A 20,469-nucleotide genomic window follows, 5' to 3' on the forward strand; every position below is an offset into this window, starting at 1 on the left:
GCAATGTTCTGCGGCGGCTGCGGCAGCTCGACCTCGGCGACCCCCATCACCCGCAAGCGCGCCGACCCCCGCCCCAGCGACACCACCATCATCCAGCCGCTCCCACCCCGCACCACGGTGATCTCGGTGCCATGGTGGCCGGCGGGCACCGGCCCTGCCGACGACCAGCCGGCCGATGCCGGGCCCCCGACCGTGCGCCCCGCCGGCGCTCACGCGGCGGCGCCGGCCGAGAAGCCGGAGCCCGCCCGGTACACCCTGCAGTTCAGCACCGGCGAAACCGTTTCGGTGCGCGGCAGCGGCCTTATCGGCCGCCGCCCGCTGCCCCAGCCGTCGGAACGGTTCGACCACCTGATCCAAATCACCGACCTGGGCATGTCGGTGTCCAAGAGCCACCTCGAATTCGGCCAGCACGACGGCGAGTTCTGGGTCAACGACAGGTTCTCCGGCAACGGCACCGTCGTGCGACGGCCGCCGGCGCCGGCGCTGCGCTGCGAGCCTGGCCGCCGGTATCTGGTGGGCCGAGGTGCCAGGGTCGAGATCGGCGACCAGTTCTTCATGGTGCTCTAAGACCCCGCCCCTCCTCCACACCCCGGTCGGTTCCCGCGTTCTGCACCGGCACCGCCGCACCGGTCGCCCAAGCCGGCCGTTCGGGTGTGCTGGAGACATGACCGTCGCCCCCGAGCCGCCCACCATCGACCCGATCCGGCTGCCGACCCCGCCCGTGCCACCGGGCCGCCCCGGCTTTCCCCTCATCGCCTGCGCGGCACCCCTGATCGCCGCCGGACTGATCTGGGCGATCACCGGGTCGGCGCTGGTGCTCGTCTTCGCTGTCCTCAGCCCCATCATCGCCGTCGCGGGACTCGTCGACGGGCGCCGGACCGGATCTCGGCAACGCCGCAGGGACGCCGCCGGCTACGCGGCCCGAATGGCCGAGGCGGAGGACACCGTCGACCAGAGCCTCTCCCGGCTGCGGCGCGAGGCCTGGCGTGCCGCACCCGCGGCGCACCGGATGCTCAGCGACGCCCACGACCCGACCCGCTGGGCCGATCCGGCGACGGCCGCTCTGGTGCTCGGGGCCGGACCGGTCCCCAGCGGCCTGCGCCTGGAGGGCGGTGACAGCACCGAGCAGCGCGAGGTGCGGGCCAGGGCGACGGTCCTGACCGGCGCCCCCATCATGGTGGACCCGGCCGGCGGCATCGGGCTGGTCGGACCCGGCCTGGTGGTCAGATCGCTGGCCCGCAGCCTGGTGGTGCAACTGGTCGGCCAGCTCAGCCCCCGTGCCCTGGGTATCCGGATTCCGGTCGGCGACGACTGGGCCTGGGCCGCCGGCCTCCCGCACCGGTCGGCGGTGTCCCCGGCGCGGTGGCTCACGATCACCGGGGGCACGCCGGTCGGCCAGGCCAGGCCCGGTCTGTCCAGCCCGTTCGGGGGTTCCGACAGCGATTTCCGAATCGCGCTCGCCGAAAACGGCGCCGCTCTCCCGCCAGGGTGCGCGACCATCGTGCGGGTGGACGGGGCGAGCGATGCAGAAGTCGTGCGGTTGGGCGGGAGTCCGGCCGCCCTGCACTTCGTGCCGCACCTGGTGGCTGAACAGCAGACCGCCGGATTCGGTGCGATGCTGCGCCGTGCGGCCGAGGCGGCCGGCCTGGCCGATGCGAGGGACGCGCTGCCGGAGACCGTCGCCTTCGCACCGCTCTGTTCCCAGTGGGCGACTGATCCCGATGGGGGAGCCGACCACCCCCTCGATTCGCCGGCCGGCCTCGCCTGCGTCATCGGGGTGGGGGAACGCGGACCTCTGAGCGTGGACCTCGTGGCCGATGGGCCGCACGCCCTCGTGGGCGGCACGACGGGCAGCGGCAAGAGCGAACTCCTGGTGACCTGGGTGGCAGCGCTGGCCGCCCGGTATCCGCCGAGCCAGGTCACCTTCCTGCTCGTCGACTTCAAGGGTGGGGCGGCATTCGACTCCGTACGGGAGCTGCCGCACTGCGTGGGGCTGATCACCGACCTCGACGACCGCGAGGCACTCAGGGCCCTGGCCAGCCTCGCCGCTGAGCTGCGGCACCGAGAACGGGTGCTCCGTGATGCCGGCGGCCGTGACATCACCGACCCGCAGAGCGCCGGGCGTCTGCCGCGCCTGATCATCGTGATCGACGAATTCGCCACCATGCTGGATGCCTTTCCCACGCTGCACGCCCAGTTCGTGGACATCGCCGCTCGGGGCCGGTCACTGGGCGTGCACCTGGTGCTGTGCACGCAGCGACCCGCCGGCGTGGTGCGTGACGCCCTACTGGCCAATTGCAGTCTGCGGCTCTCGCTACGGGTGAACAACGCCGCCGACAGCCTGGCCGTGATCGGGTCGGATGCCGCCGCCCGGATCGACACCGGCCGGCCGGGCCGGTGCGTGGTGCGCCGCGGGTCGGCGGCCGCGCAAACCTGCCAGGTGGCCACAACGACCCACACCGATATCCAGGCGGTCCTGAACGGGGTACCGGCATCCGCAGACCCGCCGCGGCGGCCCTGGCTGGACCCGCTCCCTCGGCTGGTCACGTCGGCCCAGGTCGCCGCGATCGCCGCCGAGGGCCCGCCGCCGCCGTTCGTGCTGGGACTGACCGATGAGCCGGAGCTGCAGCGCTACACAGTGGCCGGGTACGACCCACCGGCCGACGGTCACCTGCTGGTGGTGGGCGGTGCGGGAACGGGCAAGTCGACACTGCTGGCCGCGATCGCCGCCCAGGCCCCGCATCGGGTCGACCTCATCCCGGCCGATGTCGAGGCCACCTGGGACGCCCTGGTGCGGGCGCGAGCCGTACTGGACGGCCAGGCCGGCCCGGCACCGGCGGGTGGCCGGCGACACGACGTCGGGCCGGAAAGCCGGCTGCTGCTCTTCGACGACATCGACGCCGTGCTCGCCCGCTGGGGTGAGGAACACCGTGCCGCGGCCGTCGACCTGCTCACCGGACTCCTGCGTGACGGCGGCCAGGGCGGGCTGCACCTGGTGGTCACCGGGCAACGGCTCACCGGGGCGCTTCAGGCCCTGCCCGCCCTGTGCCAGAGCCGCCTGGTGCTGCGACTGCCCAGCGTGTACGAGCACCAGGCCGTGGGAGAACCGGCAGCGAACTACGACGAGACCGTGCCGCCAGGGGGCGGGCGCTGGCGGGGTGCGCGCATCCAGCTGATGCAGGCCGAGCCCGCCGGGCACGGTTACGAGCCCGCCGTCGTCCCGTCCGCGCTGGACGACACCAGCGCGTCTACCCGGGTGCTGCTCGTAGTCGCCGGGTCCGCCGCACGAACCGCCGCAGCCATCCGGGCTGCCGCTTCGCCTGCCTTCCCGCACATCGTGCTGCTCGGTGGGCACCCGTCGGTCGGTGCCCGGGACGATCGCCTGGTGGTCTCCGACGTCGCCGCCGGCACCGTTCTGGTGGGTGACGCAGACACCTGGCAGGCGCACTGGTCGCTGCTGACCGGGCTGCGCGGAGTGGCTCCGCTGGTCTTCGACGGCGCCAGCTTGGCCGACTTCCGCCTGCTGACCCGCCGGCGAGACCTTCCGCCCCCGCTGGCTCCGGCCGGTTCGCGGGGCTGGCTGCTGCACCCTGACGGCACCGTGCACAGGGTCACGGTGCCGTAGGCAGGGGCCGGCAGCTCCCTAGGCGAGCACCTCGGCGAGGGGCCGGAACGGCAGCGCGTGTGCCGCGGCGACCGGCGCGTTCGTCAGAACACCGGCGTGGGTGTTCAATCCCAGGGCCAGCGCCGCGTCGACGCGAAGAGCCTCGAGCCAGCCCAGGTTCGCGATCGCCCGCACGTAGGGCAGGGTGGCATTGGTAAGGGCGTAGGTTGACGTGCTCGGCACCGCCCCCGGCATGTTGGCCACGCAGTAGAACAGCGACCCGTGCACGGTGAAGGTGGGCTCGGTGTGTGTGGTGGCGTGGGTGTCGGCGAAGCAGCCGCCCTGGTCGACGGCGATGTCCACAAGAACGCTGCCCGGCTTCATCCGCGACACCAGCTCGTTGCTGACCAGTTTGGGCGCCTTGGCGCCCGGGATCAGCACGGACCCGATCACCAGGTCGGACTGCACGAGCGCCGTGTCGATCTCGAACGCGTTCGACGCGATGGTCTTCACCCGCCCGTAGTACAGGGCATCCAGTTCGCGGAGACGGAAGAGGTTGGTGTCCAAAACCGTGACCTCGGCACCCAGGCCGATCGCCACCTGCATGGCGGCGGTTCCGGCGACCCCGCCGCCGAGAATCGTGACCCTGGCCGGGTGAGTGCCCGGCACACCCGGCACGAGCAGGCCGGGCCCGCCGTTGGGCTTGAGCATGGCGTTCGCGCCGACAATCGGAGCCAGCCGGCCGGCGACCTCGCTCATGGGCGCCAACAGGGGCAGTGCACGGCTGGGCAGCTGCACGGTCTCGTAGGCGATGCCGGTGACCCCGGCGGTCAGGAGCGCCTGTGTGAGGCCGGCCTCCGCGGCCAGGTGCAGGTAGGTGAAGAGCACGAGGTCGGGTCTGAAGTAGCCGTACTCGCTGGGCACGGGCTCCTTCACCTTGAGCAGCAACTCGGCCCCGGCCCAGGTGGATGCGGCGTCAGGCATGATCGTGGCTCCGGCGGAGCGGTACTGCGCGTCTGTGATCGATGAGCCGACGCCCGCACCGGTCTCCACGAGCACCTCGTGCCCGTGGAGCACCAGGTCGTGCACGCCGGCCGGGGTGATCGCGACCCTGAACTCGTTGTTTTTGATCTCGCGGGGGACTGCAACTCGCATGACGCTCCTGAGCCTGGTGGGGACAGTCTGGTGGGGGCCAGCCTGGGAGCAGCCTACTGTGGCTGGATCGTCGATTCCGAACGCAACGACCGGGCGACAGCGACGAAATCGGTTGAAAATTGCAGGAATGTTAACGTTTTGATCATTTTATGGCGCGTTCGGTGTCGACTGTGCCACTATCGGTCCACTCGTCACGCAGCGGGCCGGGGCGTTCCCGACGCCTTTCGAAGCCGCTGAAGAATGCAAGGAGACCGCCCATGTCGCCCAGGCCGATGCCCGCAGACCCGATGATCCAGCAGCTCGTCCGCCAGGCCAGGCAGGCCCAGCTGGGCCGGCGCGCCCTCCTCACCGGCGCGGGGGCAGGAGCGGCGGCGCTGGCGCTCGCCGCGTGTTCGACCGGCAGTGCGGCGCAACCGACAGCCGCGGCCGACGCGTCCGAGAGTGAGAAGACGCTGCGTTGGGACAACTGGGCGCTGTACATCGACGTGGACGACGCCGGGGACTACCCGACCCTGGCTGCCTTCACCGCCGAGACCGGCATCACGGTGAACTACACCGAAGCCGTGGATGACAACAACACCTACTACGGCAAGGTCAAAGACCAACTCGCCCTCGGCAAGGACATCGGCGCCGACACCGTCTGCCTGACCGACTGGATGGTCGGCCGGCTCGCCAGGTTCGGCTACCTGCAGGAACTCGACCACGCGAACATCCCCAACCTGACCAACCTGCTGCCCACCCTCAAGGACGTGGACTTCGACCCCGGCCGAGCGCTGTCGGTGCCGTGGCAGGGCGGCTTCGCGGGCATCTGCTGGAACAAGGAGAAGCTCCCCGGCGGCATCGGCTCCGTAGAGGAGTTGTGGAACACTCCCGAGCTCAAGGGTCGTGTCGGCGTGCTCTCCGAGATGCGCGACACCATGGGCCTGATCATGCTCGATGCGGGCGTCGACATCGCCGGTGACTGGGGCGACGACGAGTTCACCGCCGCGATCGAGGTGCTCAAGAAGCAGGTCAGCGACGGCCAGGTGCGCAACATCAAGGGCAACTCCTATAAGGAAGACCTCGTCAACGGCGACAGCCTCGCGGCCATCGTGTGGTCGGGCGACATCGTGCAACTCAATGCCGAGAACGGCGACAAGTGGGGCTTCGTGGTGCCGGAGAAGGGCGGCACCATCTGGAACGACAACTTCGTGGTGCCGATCGGTTCAGCGCACAAGACCAACGCCGAAGCCCTGATCAACTACTACTACGACCCCGCCGTCGCCGCCGAGGTCGCCGCGTACGTGAACTACATCACTCCCGTCGCCGGTGCCAGGGAGGCGGCCATGGAGATCGACCCCGAGCTCGCCGAGAACCCGCTGATCTTCCCCGACGACACCACCCTCGCCAAGGCCAAAGTGTTCCGCACCCTCACCGGCGCCGAGGAACAAACCTACGGCGCACAGTTCCAGAGCATCCTGCTGGGAGCCTGAACCGTGCCCAGCGGCGCGTTCGCCGACCGGGGTGCCGACCTCGAGCTGGTCGGCATCCAGAAACGCTTCCCCGGTTTCACCGCCATCGAACACCTGGACCTCGTCATTCCCGCCGGCTCGTTCTTCGCCCTGCTCGGCCCGTCGGGCTGCGGCAAGACCACGACTCTGCGCCTGGTGGCCGGACTGGAAGATCCCACCGGCGGCCGCATCCTGATCGGCGGAACTGACGTCACCGCCCAAAAGGCCTACCAGCGGCCGGTGAACACCGTCTTCCAGAGTTACGCGCTCTTCCCGCACATGACGGTGCTCGAAAACGTGGCCTTCGGGCTGCGGCGGCGGAAGATCACGGATGCCCTCGGAAAGGCCCATGAGGCGCTCCGGCTGGTCGAGCTGGACCACCTGGCCGCGCGCAAGCCCGTGCAGCTCTCCGGCGGCCAGCAGCAGCGGGTGGCGCTGGCCCGGGCGATCGTGAATCGGCCCGCGCTGCTGTTGCTCGACGAGCCCCTCGGTGCGCTCGACCTCAAGCTGCGCCGGCAGATGCAACTTGAGCTCAAGACCATTCAGGAGGAGGTCGGTCTCACCTTCCTGCACGTCACGCACGACCAGGAGGAGGCCATGACCATGGCCGACACCATCGCGGTGATGAACAAGGGCCGGATCGAGCAGCTGGGCGCGCCTGAGCAGCTCTACGAGCTGCCCCGGACCGCTTTCGTGGCGAACTTCCTCGGCCAGTCCAACCTCTTCACCGGGCCCGTGGTGGGGGAGACCAGCACGTCCATCGCCGTCGATGTCGCCGGTCGCAGCATCGTGGTGCCCAAGACCCGCTCGCACCGGCACGCCGGCGACGTCACCATCGGGGTGCGCCCGGAGAAACTCACCCTGCACCGGGACAAACCGGTCCGCGACTCCGGCCACAACGTGATGGGCCCCGGCCGGGTGACGGATGTGTCCTTCACCGGTGTGAGCACCCAATACCTTGTGAGCGTGCCCGGCGTCGGTGTCCTCATCGTCTTCGAACAGAACCGTTCTTTCGGGCCTGTCGAGGGCGAAGGGGACGAGGTCTGGGTGACCTGGAACGTCGAGCACGGCTTCGGCCTCGACGACGACCCCGTCGTGCCGGACCCCAGGTTCGTCGCCGACACCAGCACCAAGAGCATCGCCGCACAGCGTCGCGCCGCTCTCGTCACGGAGCTCGAGGAGGCCTAGATGGCCTTCGCCGCGTTCGCCAGCACCGCCGCCGTGCCCACGGATGCACCGCCGCGCCGCCGCAGCCCGGTGGCGTTGCTCCTGCTGCTGCCGGGCATCCTCTATCTGGTGTTGTTCTTCCTGGCTCCGCTGGTGTCGCTGATCCTCACTTCGCTGCAGGCGCCGAGCGAGTTCGGTGACATCGGCATGTACAGCTACGCGTTCCGCTGGGAGAACTACGTCGAGGTGATCGGCCAGTACTGGCCGCACATCCTGCGCTCGTTCGGCTACGCGCTCGTAGCCACGGTCCTGGCGCTGCTGTTCAGCTATCCGCTGGCGTACTTCATCGGCGTCACCGCCCGGCGTTGGCCGCTGCTGCAGAGCCTGATGCTGGTGCTCGTGATCGCACCGTTCTTCATCAGCTTCCTGCTGCGCACGCTGGCCTGGAAGCAGCTGCTCTCCGACGAATCGTTCCTCGTCACCTCGCTGAAGGCCGTCTCGCTGCTGGCCCCGGACGCCCATCTCACCGGCACCGCGTTCTCGGTGATCTTCGGCCTGACCTACAACTTCATCCCGTTCATGACCCTGCCGCTCTACACCACCCTGGAGCGGCTGGACCTGCGCTACCTCGAGGCCGGCAACGACCTGTACGCCAGCGGGTTCCACACCTTCCGCACCGTCACCATCCCGCTGTCGATGCCCGGCATCGTGGCGGGCACCCTGCTCACCTTCATTCCCGCCGCCGGTGACTACATCAATGCCAGCCGCGACTTCCTCGGCGGGGCGGACACCCAGATGATCGGCAATGTGATCGAGGCGAACTTCCTGGTGCTGCTGAACTATCCCGCGGCGGCATCTCTGTCGATCATCCTGATGACCGTGATCCTCGTGATCGTGGGCGTCTACGTGAAGCGAAGCGGAACCGAGGAGCTCCTGTGAGTCGTCTCTCGCTCGGCAAGTGGCTGCTGCCGCTGTACACGGCGCTCGCGCTGATCTTCCTGATGGTGCCGATCGTGTACACCTTCATCTTTTCGTTCAACGACTCACTGAAGTCCAACATCACCTGGCGCGGCTTCACCCTCGACAAATGGCTGAACGTCTGTGCGGTGCAGAACGGCGCCGTGTGCCAGGCCTTCGGGAACAGCCTGATCATCGGTCTGGCCGCCACGCTGATCGCCACGACCCTCGGCACCATGATCGCGATCGCCCTGGTGCGCTACCGGTTCAGGTTCCGCTCCGGCACCAGCCTGTTGCTGTTCCTGCCGATGGCGACCCCCGAGGTGGTGCTCGGTGCCGGGCTGGCCGCGCAGTTCCTCTCGCTCGGCGTGCCCAAGGACATGCTCACGATCATCCTGGCGCACACGATGTTCTGCATCAGCTTCGTCGTCGTGACGGTGAAGGCCCGCGTCGCCGGCCTGGACCCCGCGCTCGAGGAGGCCGGCCGGGACCTCTACGGCTCGCCAGGCCAGGTGTTCGCCCGGATCACCTTCCCGCTGCTGCTGCCGGGCATCCTCGCCGCCGCGCTACTGTCGTTCGCGCTGAGCTTCGACGACTTCATCATCACCAACTTCAACTCCGGGGCCGTGACCACCTTCCCGAAGTACATCTACATCTCGGCGTCACGGGGCATCCCGGCGGAGGCCAACGTGATCGCGTCTGCGGTGTTCATCCTGGCCCTGGTGATCGTCGTGACCGCGCAGGTGTCCGCCGCAGCCCGGGCCAAGCGCCAGGCCCGCCTCGGCTAGCCGGACCTGTCGCCGGGTGGTGGCGGCGAGGCATCCGGTGGCGGCCCGTCGCCGTCGGTGGCCGGCCGGGTGAACGGCACCGAGCCGAGCACCTCCGACGAGGTGCGCACCGGCCCGAGGGTGCGCTGACGCAACGGGTCGCGGCGCAGGTCGACATACAGCGATACGCACAGGCCCACGATGATCACCACGAACGGGCTCGCCGCCAGGATCGTGAAGGTCTGCAGAGCGCCCAGCCCGCCCACGAACAACAGCACCGCGGCGACGGCGCCGGTGAGCACCGCCCAGAAGATCACCAGGGGCTTCCAGGGATCCTTGCGGCCGCGGCTCGAGAGCGTCCCGAGCACGAGGGCGCCGGCATCCGCCCCGCTGACGAAGAACACCGCGGTGAGCACCATCACCACCAGGGCCGATCCGATGAAGAACGGGTATTGTTGCAGTGCCGCGAAGAACCCCGCCGCCTCGCTGCCGGTGCCGGCGATGTCGACACCGTTGAGTTGCAAGTGCAGCCCGGCCCCGCCGAAGACCACGAACCAGAGGATACTGACCGCCGTCGGCACCAGGAGCACGCCGAGAACGAACTCGCGAATGGTGCGGCCGCGGGAGATCCGGGCGATGAACGTGCCCACGAACGGAGTCCAGGAGATCCACCAGGCCCAGTAGAAGATCGTCCAACTGGCCAGCCAGTCGCTGCCGCCGAACACCGCCGAGTGGAAGCTCATGGGAACAAGGTCGGACAGGTACGCCCCGATGGCCGACGGCAGCAGATTCAGGATGAACACGGTCGGTCCGACCACGAAGACGAACAGCACGAGCACGGCGGAGAGCACCATGTTCGTGTTGCTGAGCCATTTGATGCCCTTCGCGAGACCGCTCGCGGCGGAGAACACCACGCCGACGGTCAGCACACAGATGATGATGATGGGCAGGGCGGTGCCCGGGTCGTCGGAGAACGTGCCGGTGCTCAGCAACGAGATCCCGGCGGCAATCTGCAGGGCCCCGAGACCGAGCGAGGTCGCCGACCCGAATTTGGTGCAGATGATCGCCAGGATGTCGATCGGCTTGCCCCAGCCCTTGGTCTCGATCCGCTCCTTGCCGAAAATGGCCTGGAACGGGGCGCTCATCAGGTTGCCGCGGCCCATCCGGTAGGTCGAGTACGCCAGGGCCAGGCCCACCACCGAGTAAATGGCCCACGGGTGCAGTCCCCAGTGGAAGAAGGTATACGCCATGGCCGCGTTGGCGGCATCCGGGCTGTTCGGTGCCGCGTCGACGAAGGGCGGCGGCGACTCCAGATGGGTGACCGGTTCGAAGACGCCGTAGAACATCAGGCCGATCCCCATGCCGGCGCTGAACATCATCGACACCCAGGACAGCGTCGAGAACTCGGTGCCCTGCCCTTCCCGTGAGAGCGGAATGCTGCCGTACCGGCCGAAGGCCAGCACCAGCGCGAAGATGACGAAGCCCGACGCCCCGAGAATGAACAGCCAGCCCAGGTTGCCGGTGACCCAGCCCAGAGCGGATGCGGCGGCGTCGCCCACGGCCTGGGTGAACAGCACCCCGAGCAGGCAGACCACCACGATGATGCCGGCGGAGACGCCGAAGACGGTTTTGTCGACGGTGGCCCAGCCCGTGCGGGCGGGTTCGCTGACCGCGTCGCCGAGCGCGGCCTCGATGCTGTCGTCTGAAGGGTCCTTGGACATGTCCCTCCTCGCTGATCGAACACTCGTCGATCGATGCTCGGTGCGAACAGGTCAGAGAAGCGGAAAAATCCTGCTCGCGACGTCCCTCAACGCTACGCGGATGCGGGGGACATTACTATAGTTGCCGCTATGGCTGATCTCGATGATGTCGAAACTGCCGGACCGGCGCTGTACACCGGGAGGGGGGACTCCGGGCGCACCACCTTCGGGCGGCACGGCGACGTCGCGAAGACCGACGTGCGCGTCGCCGCCTACGAAGACTGCGATGAGGCCAACGCTGCCGTGAGCGTGGTGATGGCGGTGGGCAACCTGCCGATCGAGGTGACGTCGACCCTCGCCAGCGTGCAGAACGACCTGTTCGATCTGGTCGCCGACCTCGCCGTACCGCTGGACGACCCCCGTGCCGTGAGTGCACGCATCAGCGAATCGCACCTGACCCGCCTCGAACGCGCCGTCGACCATTTCGAGCGGCAGGCCACCGATCTCAGCGGCTTCGTGCTTCCCGGCGGCACCGTCGCCGCGTCGCTGCTCTATCAGGCGCGGGCCGTCGTGCGCCGCGCCGAACGCTCGGTTTGGGCCGCCGTGGACGCGCACCCCACGACGGTCAACCCGCTGTGCGCGCGCTATCTGAACCGGCTATCGACCCTGATGTTCGTGCTGGCCAGGGGTGCGAACGCCGAGCACGGTGACGTGCAGTGGGTGCCGGGGGCGTCGTCGCTGGCGATGGAGCAGGAGGCCGACGCGAGCGAGCGTCCCTAGACGTAGCTGGCGCGGATCTGGCCGATCGGCTGGCCACCACCGTGCACGGCGACCTTCAGTTCGGGGATGATCGCGTCGATGTCGGCCCGCGGCACCGCGCCGGCATCCGCCAGCAGGCTCAGCGCCACGACGGTGGCCGCGCGCAGGTTGCCGTCGAGGATCTTCAACGCCACCGTCGTGCCGTTCTCGGCCGAGGCCACCATGATGCCCTCCGCCCCGCCCTTGACGAACAGACCCAGGCGCTCGATCGCGATCGAGTCCGGCAGGCCGGGTCCGGCGATCACCCAACCGTTTTCCCGTACCGCCTCGGCCAGGAACCCGGCCTCACGGTAGATGGCGAACGGTGAGCTGGACTTCGACGTGGCGATACGGGCGATGCCGCGGGCCAGGGCCGTCAACGACAGCGCGTGCACCGGGGCGCCGCAGCCGTCGACGCCGGTCGCGGCCGGACGCTCGCCGGTGAACCGCTCGACGACGTCGAGAATGCGCTTCTGCAGTGGATGCTCGACGTCCAGGTACCCGGTGACCGGCCAGTGATTCTGCACACAGGCCACGAGCATCGCCGCGTGCTTGCCCGAGCAGTCCGAGTAGATCGGGGCGGGGCCGGCGCCCTGGCGCACCAGGGAGTCGCGGGTACCCGAGTCGCCCGGCCAGGTGGGCGTGCAACCGAGGTCGGCCTCCGAGAGACCCGCGCGGGCCAACAGGCCCCGCACCAGGTCGGTGTGCTTCTGGGTGCCGGAGTGGCTGGACGTTGCGATCGCGGCATCCTCACCGCGCAGCACCACGCCGCTGGCCATCACCGCGATGGCCTGGAACGGCTTCATCGACGAGCGCGGGAACACCGGGGCGTTGACGTCGCCAAGGGCGCGGAGCACGGCGCCGTCAGTGCCGAGCACGACGGCGGCGCCCGCGTGGCGGGACTCGATGAAGCCGGAGCGTTCCACGACGGCCAGTTCGACGGCGTCGATCACTTCGATGGTGCCTGAGGTGGAGGGCGCTGCGGCACCGAAGGCGGCAGGAGAGGTCGACGTCGTCACGATTACAGCGTCGCCATCGCGTCGTCGATGACCGACAGGGCGTCGGCCAGCAGGGCATCCGTCACGGCCAGGCTGGGCAGGAACCGCAGCACGTTGCCGTAGGTGCCTGCCGTGAGCAGCAGCACGCCGTGCTGCGCCGCGTAGGCGGCGATCGCGGTGACCGCGGCGGCGTTGGGTGCCTTGGTCGTGGTCTGGGTGCCGGGCTGCACGAGCTCGATGGCGATCATGGCGCCACGGCCGCGGATGTCGCCGATGATGTCGTGCTTGTCGGCCAAGGCGGTCAGGCCGGCGCGGAGGGTCTTCTCGATGCGCTGGCCCTCGGCGAGGAGGTTGTTGTTCTCGATCGCCTCGAATACCGCGATCGCGGCGGCGCAGGCGACGGGGTTGCCGCCGAAGGTGCCGCCGAGCCCGCCGGGCTGCGACGCGTCGAGGATCTCGGCCCGGCCGGTCACGGCGGCCAGGGGCATGCCGCCGGCGATGCCCTTGGCGATCAGCACCAGGTCGGGCTCCCAGCCGAAGTGCTCACTGGCGAAGTAGGCGCCGGTGCGAGCCATGCCGCTCTGGATCTCGTCGGCGATCATCACGACGCCGTTTGCAGTGCACCACTCCTGCAGCAGCGGCAGGTAACCCTCGGCGGGAACCATGAAGCCACCCTCACCCTGGATGGGTTCCACGACCAGGCAGGCCAAGTCGCTGGCGCCGATGACCTTCTCCAGGTACGCGATGGTGCGGGCGGCGGCTTCGGCGCCGCTGAGGCCGTCGTGATACGGGTACGAACTGGGGGCGTGGTAGACGTCGCCGGCCAGCGGGCCGTAGCCGGTGGCGTACGGGGCGGCCTTGTAGTTCATCGCCATGGTGAGCACGGTACGGCCGTGGTACGCGTGGTCGAGCACGGCCACGGCGCGGCGGCCGGTGTACTTGCGGGCGATCTTCACGCCGTTCTCCACGGCTTCGGCGCCCGAGTTGATCAGCACGGTCTTCTTGGCGAAGCTGCCGGGGGTGTGCGCGGCGAGCAGCTCGGCGACGCGCACGTACTCTTCGTACGGCGTGATGGTGAACAGGGTGTGCACGAAGTCGTTCAGCTGGCCGGTCGCGGCGGCGACGACGCTGGTCTCCGAGTGGCCGACCGTGGTCACGCCGATGCCGGCGCCCAGGTCGATGAACTGGTTGTCGTCGAGGTCGACGATGATCGCGCCACTGGCCTTCTTGATGTAGACCGGCAGAGCGGAGCTGACGCCGGTGGAAACCGCGGCGAGGCGTCGCTGGTGCATCTCCGTGGATCGCGGGCCGGGGATGGCCGTCACGATCTTGCGTTCCTGGGTCACCGTGTAGACCGGGGACGAGGGGGTGGATGCGGCAGCGGAATCAGTCAGCGTGTCAGTCATGATCGCGCCAGTTTACCGCCCGCACCGGCGAGCAGCCGGGCCATTCCCTGCGAGAATTACCAGTAAGCGTGAAACCCGAAGGAGACGCCATGATCGGTGTACATCACTATGCCGTGCAGATCCACTGGACGGGCAACCGCGGCACCGGCACCAGCAGCTATCGGGCGTACGGCCGCGACCACGTTCTCACCTCGTCGGGCAAGGAATCGATCGCCGGCTCGGCCGACCGCACCTTCCACGGCGATGCCGACCGGTGGAACCCCGAGGAGCTGCTGCTGGGAGCGCTCAGCCAGTGCCACCTGCTCTCCTACCTGCACGTGGCCGCCAGACACGGGGTGGTCGTGGTCGGCTATTCCGACGACGCCATCGGCACCATGGCGCAGACGGCGGATGGCGGTGGCCACTTCACCGCTGCCACCCTGCGTCCCCGGGTCACCATCGCCGACCCGGACCAGGCGGAGCTGGCTCAATCCCTGCACTCCGAGGCGTCCAAGGCCTGCTTCATCGCGGCGTCGGTCAATTTCCCGGTCGGTCACGAACCAATCACCATCATCGCCGAGCCGGCCTCGCTGCTCTAAGCCCGCCCACCTAAACCGCGAAAGCGGCCCTGTGGTTGCCTCCGCACAGCGGAGGTGACCATCGGACCGCTTTCGCGAGGTGCGGCGCTTACTTCTGGGTGGCCGCGAACAGGGTGAGGGCCTCTTCGAGCACCGAGGCGGCGTCGTCGATGAGGGCCTCGGAGATGACCACTGACGGCATGATCCGCAGCACAGAGTCCCAGCTGCCGGCATCCAGCACAATGACGCCGTTCGTGGTGGCGTGCTTGAGCACGAACGCGAGAGCCTCGGGGAACGGCTTCTTGGTGCCGGGGTGCACAAGCTCAACGCCGAACATGGCGCCCTTGCCGCGCACATCGCCGACGATGTCGAATTTGCCTGCCCAGTCGCCGATGCGGGCCCAGAGGGCCTTCTCCACGCGCTTGGCCTCGTCGAGCAGGTTGTCGCGCTCGATGATGTCGAACACCGCCAGGGCCGCCGCGGTCGAAACCGGGTTGCCGCCGAAGGTGCCGCCGATGCCGCCGGGCTGCACGGCATCCATGATCTCGGCGCGGCCGGTGACGGCGGCGAGCGGGAATCCGCCGGCGATGCCCTTGGCCGTGGTGACCAGGTCGGGGACGACGCCGTGGTGCTCGATGGCGTACCAGGTGCCGGTGCGGGCGATGCCGGCCTGGATCTCGTCGGAGACGAAGACGATGCCGTTCTCGGTGCAGAACTCGCTCAGACGCTTGAAGTAGCCGGGGGCGGGGATGACGATGCCACCGTCGCCCTGAATGGGCTCGACGAAGAACGCCGCGATCTCCGACGCACCGATGTGGGTCTGGATGTAGTCGATGGTCTTCTCGGCCGCTTCTTCGCCGGACAGGCCGTCCTGGTAGGGGTAGCTGGTGGGCACGCTGTAAATCTCACCGGGGAACGGGCCCATGCCCACGCGCTCCGGCCACGGACGGTAGGTCATCGCCATGGTGAGGTTGGTGCGGCCGTGGAACGCGTGGTCCAGGCTCACGATGGCGCGGCGGCCGGTGTACTTGCGGGCGATCTTCACCGCGTTCTCTACGGCTTCGGCTCCGGTGTTGACCAGGATCGAGTGCTTCTCGAAGTCACCGGGGGTGATCTCGGCGAGCTTCTCGGCGACGCGCACGTAGTTCTCGTACGGGGTGACGGTGAAGAGGGTGTGGGTGAGCTTGCCGGCCTGCGCGGCGGCGGCCGCGGCGACCTCCGGGTTGGCGTGGCCGATCGTGGTCACGCCGATGCCGCAACCCAGGTCGATGATCTGGTTGCCGTCCACGTCCACCAGGATCGCTCCCGCGCCGTGGTCCATGTAGATGTTGGCGAGGGTGCCGGCACCACGAGACACGGCGCGAACGCGTCGTTCCTGCAGCGCGATTGACCGTGGGCCCGGAAGGGCGGTGACGAGCTTGCGCTCCTGGCTGACCGAGAAGGAAGAAGACATGCCCCCAGTTTACGGACGTCGGCTGGGTGGGTGCCCCGTACCGCCGCGGCAGCTGGGCATTCGTGCACGGAGTCTGCAACGGCCCCTAGGCAGCGGGCACTTCGATGTCTATTGCTGACGATGAGTACGCCGATCCGCCCGAACCGTGAGGTTACGCTCCACCCTCGTCGTCGTTGCGCAAAGAACGGATCATGCTCTGCAGGATGTTGTGCGCATCGGACTGCTCTTCCGGCGTCATGCCGCCCAGCATCCTGACCTCGACGGAACGAACCATAGCGGTCGCCTTCTCGAGGCTTCGTCGACCGCGTGGCGTGAGCTGTGCGGGAAGAACTTTCCCAACTCGAGCCTCCGCCGGGCGGGACACGTAGCCGTCTCGTTCCAGAGCCTGCAGCAGCACATTCATCGATTGCCGTGTCACGAACGCTCCTCGCGCGAGCTCGGAGTTGGACAGGCCAGGGCGCTGTGAGAGTAATTCGAGGCAGGAGTAGTGCGTCACGGTCATCCCGAGCGGGCGCAGTACTGCTTCCATGGCGGCGCGGAGGGCGCTCGACGCCTCTTTCAGCAGGTAGCCCAGTGACGTCTCCAGGTCGATTCCGTCTTGACTCATGTCAGTATTTTGACATACAATGTCCGTGTCAGCTAACTGACACAAATGCAACAGAAAGAAGCATCTCCATGCCTGTCACCGGCCCTGACTTCATCTCCCTCCAAGCTCGCGATCTCGCCGCTTCGCAGGCGTTCTACGAGCAGTACCTCGGCTTGGTCCGCTCGCTGGCGGGCCCGCCTCACGCCGTTGTTTTTGAAACGACCCCGATTGCGTTTGCGCTGCGAGACCTCGTTCCCGGCACCGACCTCGCGTCAGTTGCCCAGCCCGGCATCGGCGCCGCGATCTGGCTCCACGCGACCGACGTCCAGGCCATCCACGACGCTCTCGTCGCCGACGGCCACACGATCGTCTCGGCCCCGATCGACGGCCCATTCGGTCGAACGTTCACCTTCTCCGACCCCGACGGCTACCAGGTCACCCTCCACGACCGAACCTGAGGCACCGAACGCCGCCGCCCGGCTGGGCGACCTTTCCACGACGCTGAGAGACGCTTCGTCCCCTGCGCGTTCGTCGAGGCGGTGCCCTTGCTCGAGGGAACGGCCCCATGCTGTACCCGCCAGGATGAGTGCGATACCGAAGTATCCAGGGAGGGTCACGGTGTCACGAGCGATCGCAACTCCGACGATTGCCGCCCAGATCGGCTCGGTTCCGAGGAGGAGGCTCACTCTGGATGGCGAGGTGCGCCGGACCGCCCAGGTTTGTACCAGGAACGCGAAGACTGTGCAGGCGAGAACGAGGTAGAGGAACAGGACTGCGCGCGCGGTGTCGAGGTTGGCCAGGAAATGCGGGATCGAGTCGCCGTAGAACAGAGACGCCGCCGAGAACAGTGTCGCGCAGGTGGCCAGTTGGACCGTCGTGAGGTGAAGCGAATTCATCGGCTTGGTGCCGGTGAGTGTGAACATCGAGGTGACGTGGATGGCGCGAATGATCGCGGCGACGAGGATGAGCAGGTCGCCGAGGCTCGGCGTGTGGAACGCGCCATTGCTGGCGAGCAAGGCGACTCCACCGATCGCGATCGTGGCGGCAAGGAAGAACCTGCCGGGCAGTTGGCGGCCGGAAACCGCGGAATCCAGAATCGGGGTGAACACAATCGTGAGGCTGATGATGAGCCCGGCGTTCGTGGCCGACGTGTGGGCTATCCCGAAGGTTTCGAACGCGAACACGGCGGCCAAGATCGCCCCGAGGAGCACGCCAGCGCGGAGCTCCGCCGCGGTGATCCGGTTCCGCCGAGCGGCCACGATCGCCGCCATGAGGGCTGCGGCGAGCAGCATCCGGAGCGCCAGCAGCGCCACCACGGACTCTTGCTGCACGAGTTCCTTGGCCACGAGGTAGGTCGACCCCCACGAGGCGGCGACCAGGAGCAGGAGCAGGTCGACGTGGAATCGGCGGAGGAGAGCAGGCATTCCACCATCGTCCGGTTCTCCCTCGCGTAAGACAAGAGAGGAGTTTGATATCGAATGCTTTAGTTTGAACTTATGGAACTGGGTCAGCTTCGCGCACTGAGAGAGCTGGGGGACAGGGGCAGCATCGCCGCCGTCGCCGCGGCGCTGTACGTCTCGCCGTCGTCGGTATCGCAACAGATCAGCGCCTTGCAACGCCACTCTGCCGCCCCGCTGACGTTCAGGGACGGGCGGCGGACCGCGCTAACCGATGCCGGGCGGGCGCTGGCGCTGGCGGCGATCGACGTGGAAGTGGCGCTCGAGCGCGCCCGACAGGCGGTGGAGCTGTTCCAGGGCGATCCGTTGGGCACCGTTTCAGTGGCGGCGTTCCACAGCGCGGGCCTGGCCATTTTCGGTCCGCTGGTAGCCGCCTGCGCGAGTCCGGAGCGGCCTGATGTCCGGCTGAGCGATTTCGACGTGGCTCAGGAGGACTTCCCCCTTCTCACCGCCGATCATGATCTGGTCCTCGCACATCGGCTGGTCGGCAGCCCGTCATGGCCGGGGTCGGTGCGGGTGGAACCGATTCTGTTCGAGCCCCTGGATATCGCTGTCCGACGCGATCACCCACTCGCGATGAAGGCTGCGATCGAACCGGCGGATCTTCTCGACGAGGCGTGGGTCGCCGTGCACGAAGGCTTCCCGCTCAAGCAGGCTCTCTCCGTGATAGCCGGAATCGGCGGGAGCGAGGCGCGCATCCTGCACCGGATCAACGAGTTCTCCGTTGCTGCTTCGGTTGTCGAAGCGAGCGGCTGCGTCGCCCTGATGCCCCGGTATACGACCGACTTGCGTGAGCATCCGGGGGTGGTCCTTCGTCCGCTCGCTCACCCCGGCCTGGGGCGGCACATCGACTGCCTGGCTCGACCGGAGACTCTGGAGCGGTCCAACGCGACGGCAGTCCTGTCACAGATCCGGATCATTGCCGGAACTCTTATTCGGTGACCGCCGCGCTGAAGGACGTTGCGCCGATGGTTGACCTCGGTGCCATGGGAACGACCGGAATCGGGTCCGCGGAGTGGATCAGTGCCGTGCAGGAGGTGTCGGATGCCTGCGCCGCGGCGGGTGCCGAGATGGCCATGGAGATGTACACCGGCGGATGATCGGAGCCCGGCGATCGTCAGCGTTGGCGAAAAGGAGCGCTCTACGCCCGGTGCGGCGATAGTTCCGCGGCTCGGACGTAGAGGCCGCGTGATCGGCTGGCAGCCCAGACGAGTGCGCCCGCGGCGATGATCGCCGCGAGCAGCCCGACGACGTGCACGAGGAGCGAGGCGATCCCGCGTTCGGGAAGCAGGAACCCGTAGGGAACCCAACCGTCGGTCACGCCGCGAATCAGGACCGTGGTCAGCCACAGGACCGGGTAGGGGAGCAGCATCCAGAGCCGTCGCCAGGGCAAGCGCGGACGGTCGCCGACGAGCAGCCAGTCGAGTGCGACGAGGAGCGGGAAGACGACGTGGAGGAGGGCGCTCACCCACGGCGGTGCCGACCCTGTTCCCGGGACGAGGAGGTTGTAGATCACGGCGACCACAAGCAAGTACGCCGTAATGATTCCTCGCATGAGGGTGAGTGCCGGAGGAACGCTTCGGCCGAGGACGACCAGCACCCCGGTAGCGATCAGGATGAGGCTGGCGAGCAGACTCGTCTGATTGGTGAAGTAGCCGAAGTAGTCGAATGGGTTGCCGTCTCCGACGGAGATGCGGACGGCGTAGAAGTAGATGAGAACCGCCCCGATCACCAGGCCGCAGCCCGCGCGGCCGAATCCGACCAGAACAGCTCTCGGGCACATTCGTCAGTCGCTCACGGCCGCGACGGCTTCGATCTCGACGAGCTGATCCGGGTACCCGAGCACGGCCACTCCCATGAGCGTGCTCGGCGCGTCGTGCCGGCCGAATGCCGCACGGACGACCTCCCACGCGGCGACGAGGTCGTTCCGGTTGGACGATGCCACAAGAACCCGGGTGCTCACGACGTTATCGAGCTCGGCTCCCGCCGCCTTCAGCGCGACAACCAGGTTCTCCATCGCTTTGCCGGCCTGCGCTGCGTAGTCTCCCACTCCGGCCGTGCTGCCATCACGGTTCAGCGGGCACGCACCGGCCAAGAAGATCAGGCGCGCCTCAGCGGGAGCCGTGGCGGCGTAGGCGTACTCTGCAACATCGGACAGGTCGGCTGAGCGGATGAGGGAAACTGTGTGAGACATGCCCTCAACGTATCGAAGACGCATCCGGGCACGGGCCCGCGCGCCACGAAGTTAGGAATCCGGAACTTTTATAGGACGAAATGCCGCTTGGGTTCAAGGGGTCAGCGCAACACTCTGATTCTTTGGAGTGATCATGCGTATTCCTGTTTCCCGTGCCGTGCGTCGGGTGTTCTGGATAGC

General features: G+C 68.1%; 19 protein-coding genes and 1 pseudogene. 11 read left to right on the top strand and 9 right to left on the bottom strand.

The genetic code is table 11. From position 1 onward, the window contains the following. The first annotated feature begins 3 nt into the window (after nucleotides 1–3). Nucleotides 4–567 (top strand): FHA domain-containing protein, encoded by a 564-nt coding sequence (locus tag RCH12_RS11580; protein ID WP_243399131.1) that lies wholly within the window; start codon nucleotides 4–6, stop codon nucleotides 565–567. A gap of 97 nt (nucleotides 568–664) precedes the next feature. Next, entirely contained in the window at nucleotides 665–3,625 is a 2,961-nt protein-coding gene (locus RCH12_RS11585; protein ID WP_327016950.1) for an FtsK/SpoIIIE domain-containing protein, read from the top strand. A gap of 18 nt (nucleotides 3,626–3,643) precedes the next feature. Here RCH12_RS11585 and ald read toward each other — a convergent pair whose 3' ends face one another. Further along, entirely contained in the window at nucleotides 3,644–4,759 is a 1,116-nt protein-coding gene (gene ald, locus RCH12_RS11590; RefSeq protein ID WP_327016951.1) for an alanine dehydrogenase, read from the bottom strand. Nucleotides 4,760–5,016: 257 nt separating this feature from the next. Between ald and RCH12_RS11595 the strand changes: the two genes are divergently transcribed. From RCH12_RS11595 to RCH12_RS11610, 4 genes are read left to right on the top strand one after another with little or no spacing between them, the layout of a single operon-like run. Then, on the top strand, nucleotides 5,017–6,231 hold the full coding sequence (locus RCH12_RS11595) for a polyamine ABC transporter substrate-binding protein (protein ID WP_103431017.1): 1,215 nt from the start codon (nucleotides 5,017–5,019) through the stop codon (nucleotides 6,229–6,231). A 3-nt stretch (nucleotides 6,232–6,234) separates the two neighbouring features. Beyond that, nucleotides 6,235–7,437 (top strand): ABC transporter ATP-binding protein, encoded by a 1,203-nt coding sequence (locus RCH12_RS11600; RefSeq protein ID WP_327016952.1) that lies wholly within the window; start codon nucleotides 6,235–6,237, stop codon nucleotides 7,435–7,437. Beyond that, on the top strand, nucleotides 7,438–8,355 hold the full coding sequence (locus RCH12_RS11605) for an ABC transporter permease (RefSeq protein WP_327016953.1): 918 nt from the start codon (nucleotides 7,438–7,440) through the stop codon (nucleotides 8,353–8,355). Next, nucleotides 8,352–9,161, top strand: a complete 810-nt coding sequence (locus RCH12_RS11610; RefSeq protein ID WP_327016954.1) for an ABC transporter permease — start codon at nucleotides 8,352–8,354, stop codon at nucleotides 9,159–9,161. Before RCH12_RS11605 ends, RCH12_RS11610 begins: the two co-directional genes overlap by 4 nt. Here RCH12_RS11610 and RCH12_RS11615 read toward each other — a convergent pair. Further along, nucleotides 9,158–10,861 carry a BCCT family transporter gene (locus tag RCH12_RS11615; protein ID WP_327016955.1) on the bottom strand — a complete coding sequence of 568 codons (1,704 nt, stop codon included), beginning with the start codon at nucleotides 10,859–10,861 and terminating at the stop codon, nucleotides 9,158–9,160. The two genes, RCH12_RS11610 and RCH12_RS11615, sit on opposite strands and share 4 nt — an antisense overlap. Nucleotides 10,862–10,990: 129 nt before the next feature. Between RCH12_RS11615 and RCH12_RS11620 the strand changes: the two genes are divergently transcribed. Next, on the top strand, nucleotides 10,991–11,620 hold the full coding sequence (locus tag RCH12_RS11620; protein WP_327016956.1) for a cob(I)yrinic acid a,c-diamide adenosyltransferase: 630 nt from the start codon (nucleotides 10,991–10,993) through the stop codon (nucleotides 11,618–11,620). Here RCH12_RS11620 and RCH12_RS11625 read toward each other — a convergent pair. Then, on the bottom strand, nucleotides 11,617–12,657 hold the full coding sequence (locus tag RCH12_RS11625) for an asparaginase (protein WP_327016957.1): 1,041 nt from the start codon (nucleotides 12,655–12,657) through the stop codon (nucleotides 11,617–11,619). The genes RCH12_RS11620 and RCH12_RS11625 overlap by 4 nt on opposite strands. A 2-nt stretch (nucleotides 12,658–12,659) precedes the next feature. Further along, nucleotides 12,660–14,042, bottom strand: a complete 1,383-nt coding sequence (gabT, locus tag RCH12_RS11630) for a 4-aminobutyrate--2-oxoglutarate transaminase (RefSeq protein ID WP_103431026.1) — start codon at nucleotides 14,040–14,042, stop codon at nucleotides 12,660–12,662. A gap of 89 nt (nucleotides 14,043–14,131) precedes the next feature. Here gabT and RCH12_RS11635 point away from each other — a divergent pair, with 89 nt between their 5' ends. Further along, on the top strand, nucleotides 14,132–14,620 hold the full coding sequence (locus RCH12_RS11635) for an OsmC family protein (protein WP_103431028.1): 489 nt from the start codon (nucleotides 14,132–14,134) through the stop codon (nucleotides 14,618–14,620). Between the two features lie 88 nt (nucleotides 14,621–14,708). Here the strand turns inward: RCH12_RS11635 and RCH12_RS11640 are convergent, their stop codons facing one another. Together RCH12_RS11640 and RCH12_RS11645 are read right to left on the bottom strand one after the other, a co-directional pair. Continuing rightward, the gene (locus RCH12_RS11640; protein ID WP_103431030.1) at nucleotides 14,709–16,052 is read right to left on the bottom strand and encodes an aminotransferase class III-fold pyridoxal phosphate-dependent enzyme; all 1,344 of its coding nucleotides are present in this window, start codon (nucleotides 16,050–16,052) and stop codon (nucleotides 14,709–14,711) included. Between the two features lie 151 nt (nucleotides 16,053–16,203). Further along, nucleotides 16,204–16,659 carry a MarR family winged helix-turn-helix transcriptional regulator gene (locus tag RCH12_RS11645; RefSeq protein ID WP_327016958.1) on the bottom strand — a complete coding sequence of 152 codons (456 nt, stop codon included), beginning with the start codon at nucleotides 16,657–16,659 and terminating at the stop codon, nucleotides 16,204–16,206. A gap of 68 nt (nucleotides 16,660–16,727) precedes the next feature. Here RCH12_RS11645 and RCH12_RS11650 point away from each other — a divergent pair, with 68 nt between their 5' ends. Beyond that, nucleotides 16,728–17,096, top strand: a complete 369-nt coding sequence (locus RCH12_RS11650) for a VOC family protein (protein ID WP_088455485.1) — start codon at nucleotides 16,728–16,730, stop codon at nucleotides 17,094–17,096. A 120-nt stretch (nucleotides 17,097–17,216) separates the two neighbouring features. On the opposite strand, the pseudogene RCH12_RS11655 reads toward RCH12_RS11650, so the two are convergent. Then, a pseudogene (locus RCH12_RS11655) lies at nucleotides 17,217–18,062 on the bottom strand (DMT family transporter); the annotation flags it as partial. 72 nt (nucleotides 18,063–18,134) lie between these two features. Between RCH12_RS11655 and RCH12_RS11660 the strand changes: the two are divergent. Further along, on the top strand, nucleotides 18,135–19,037 hold the full coding sequence (locus RCH12_RS11660; RefSeq protein ID WP_327016959.1) for a LysR family transcriptional regulator: 903 nt from the start codon (nucleotides 18,135–18,137) through the stop codon (nucleotides 19,035–19,037). Beyond that, on the top strand, nucleotides 19,034–19,195 hold the full coding sequence (locus tag RCH12_RS11665; RefSeq protein ID WP_327016960.1) for a hypothetical protein: 162 nt from the start codon (nucleotides 19,034–19,036) through the stop codon (nucleotides 19,193–19,195). Before RCH12_RS11660 ends, RCH12_RS11665 begins: the two co-directional genes overlap by 4 nt. Nucleotides 19,196–19,236: 41 nt before the next feature. Here RCH12_RS11665 and RCH12_RS11670 read toward each other — a convergent pair whose 3' ends face one another. Then, on the bottom strand, nucleotides 19,237–19,878 hold the full coding sequence (locus RCH12_RS11670) for a Pr6Pr family membrane protein (RefSeq protein WP_327016961.1): 642 nt from the start codon (nucleotides 19,876–19,878) through the stop codon (nucleotides 19,237–19,239). Nucleotides 19,879–19,881: 3 nt separating this feature from the next. After that, on the bottom strand, nucleotides 19,882–20,289 hold the full coding sequence (locus RCH12_RS11675) for a RidA family protein (RefSeq protein ID WP_327016962.1): 408 nt from the start codon (nucleotides 20,287–20,289) through the stop codon (nucleotides 19,882–19,884). Nucleotides 20,290–20,469 lie beyond the last annotated feature (180 nt).

The sequence above is a fragment of the Cryobacterium sp. MP_3.1 genome (assembly GCF_035984795.1).
GTDB classification, from domain to species: domain Bacteria; phylum Actinomycetota; class Actinomycetes; order Actinomycetales; family Microbacteriaceae; genus Cryobacterium; species Cryobacterium zongtaii.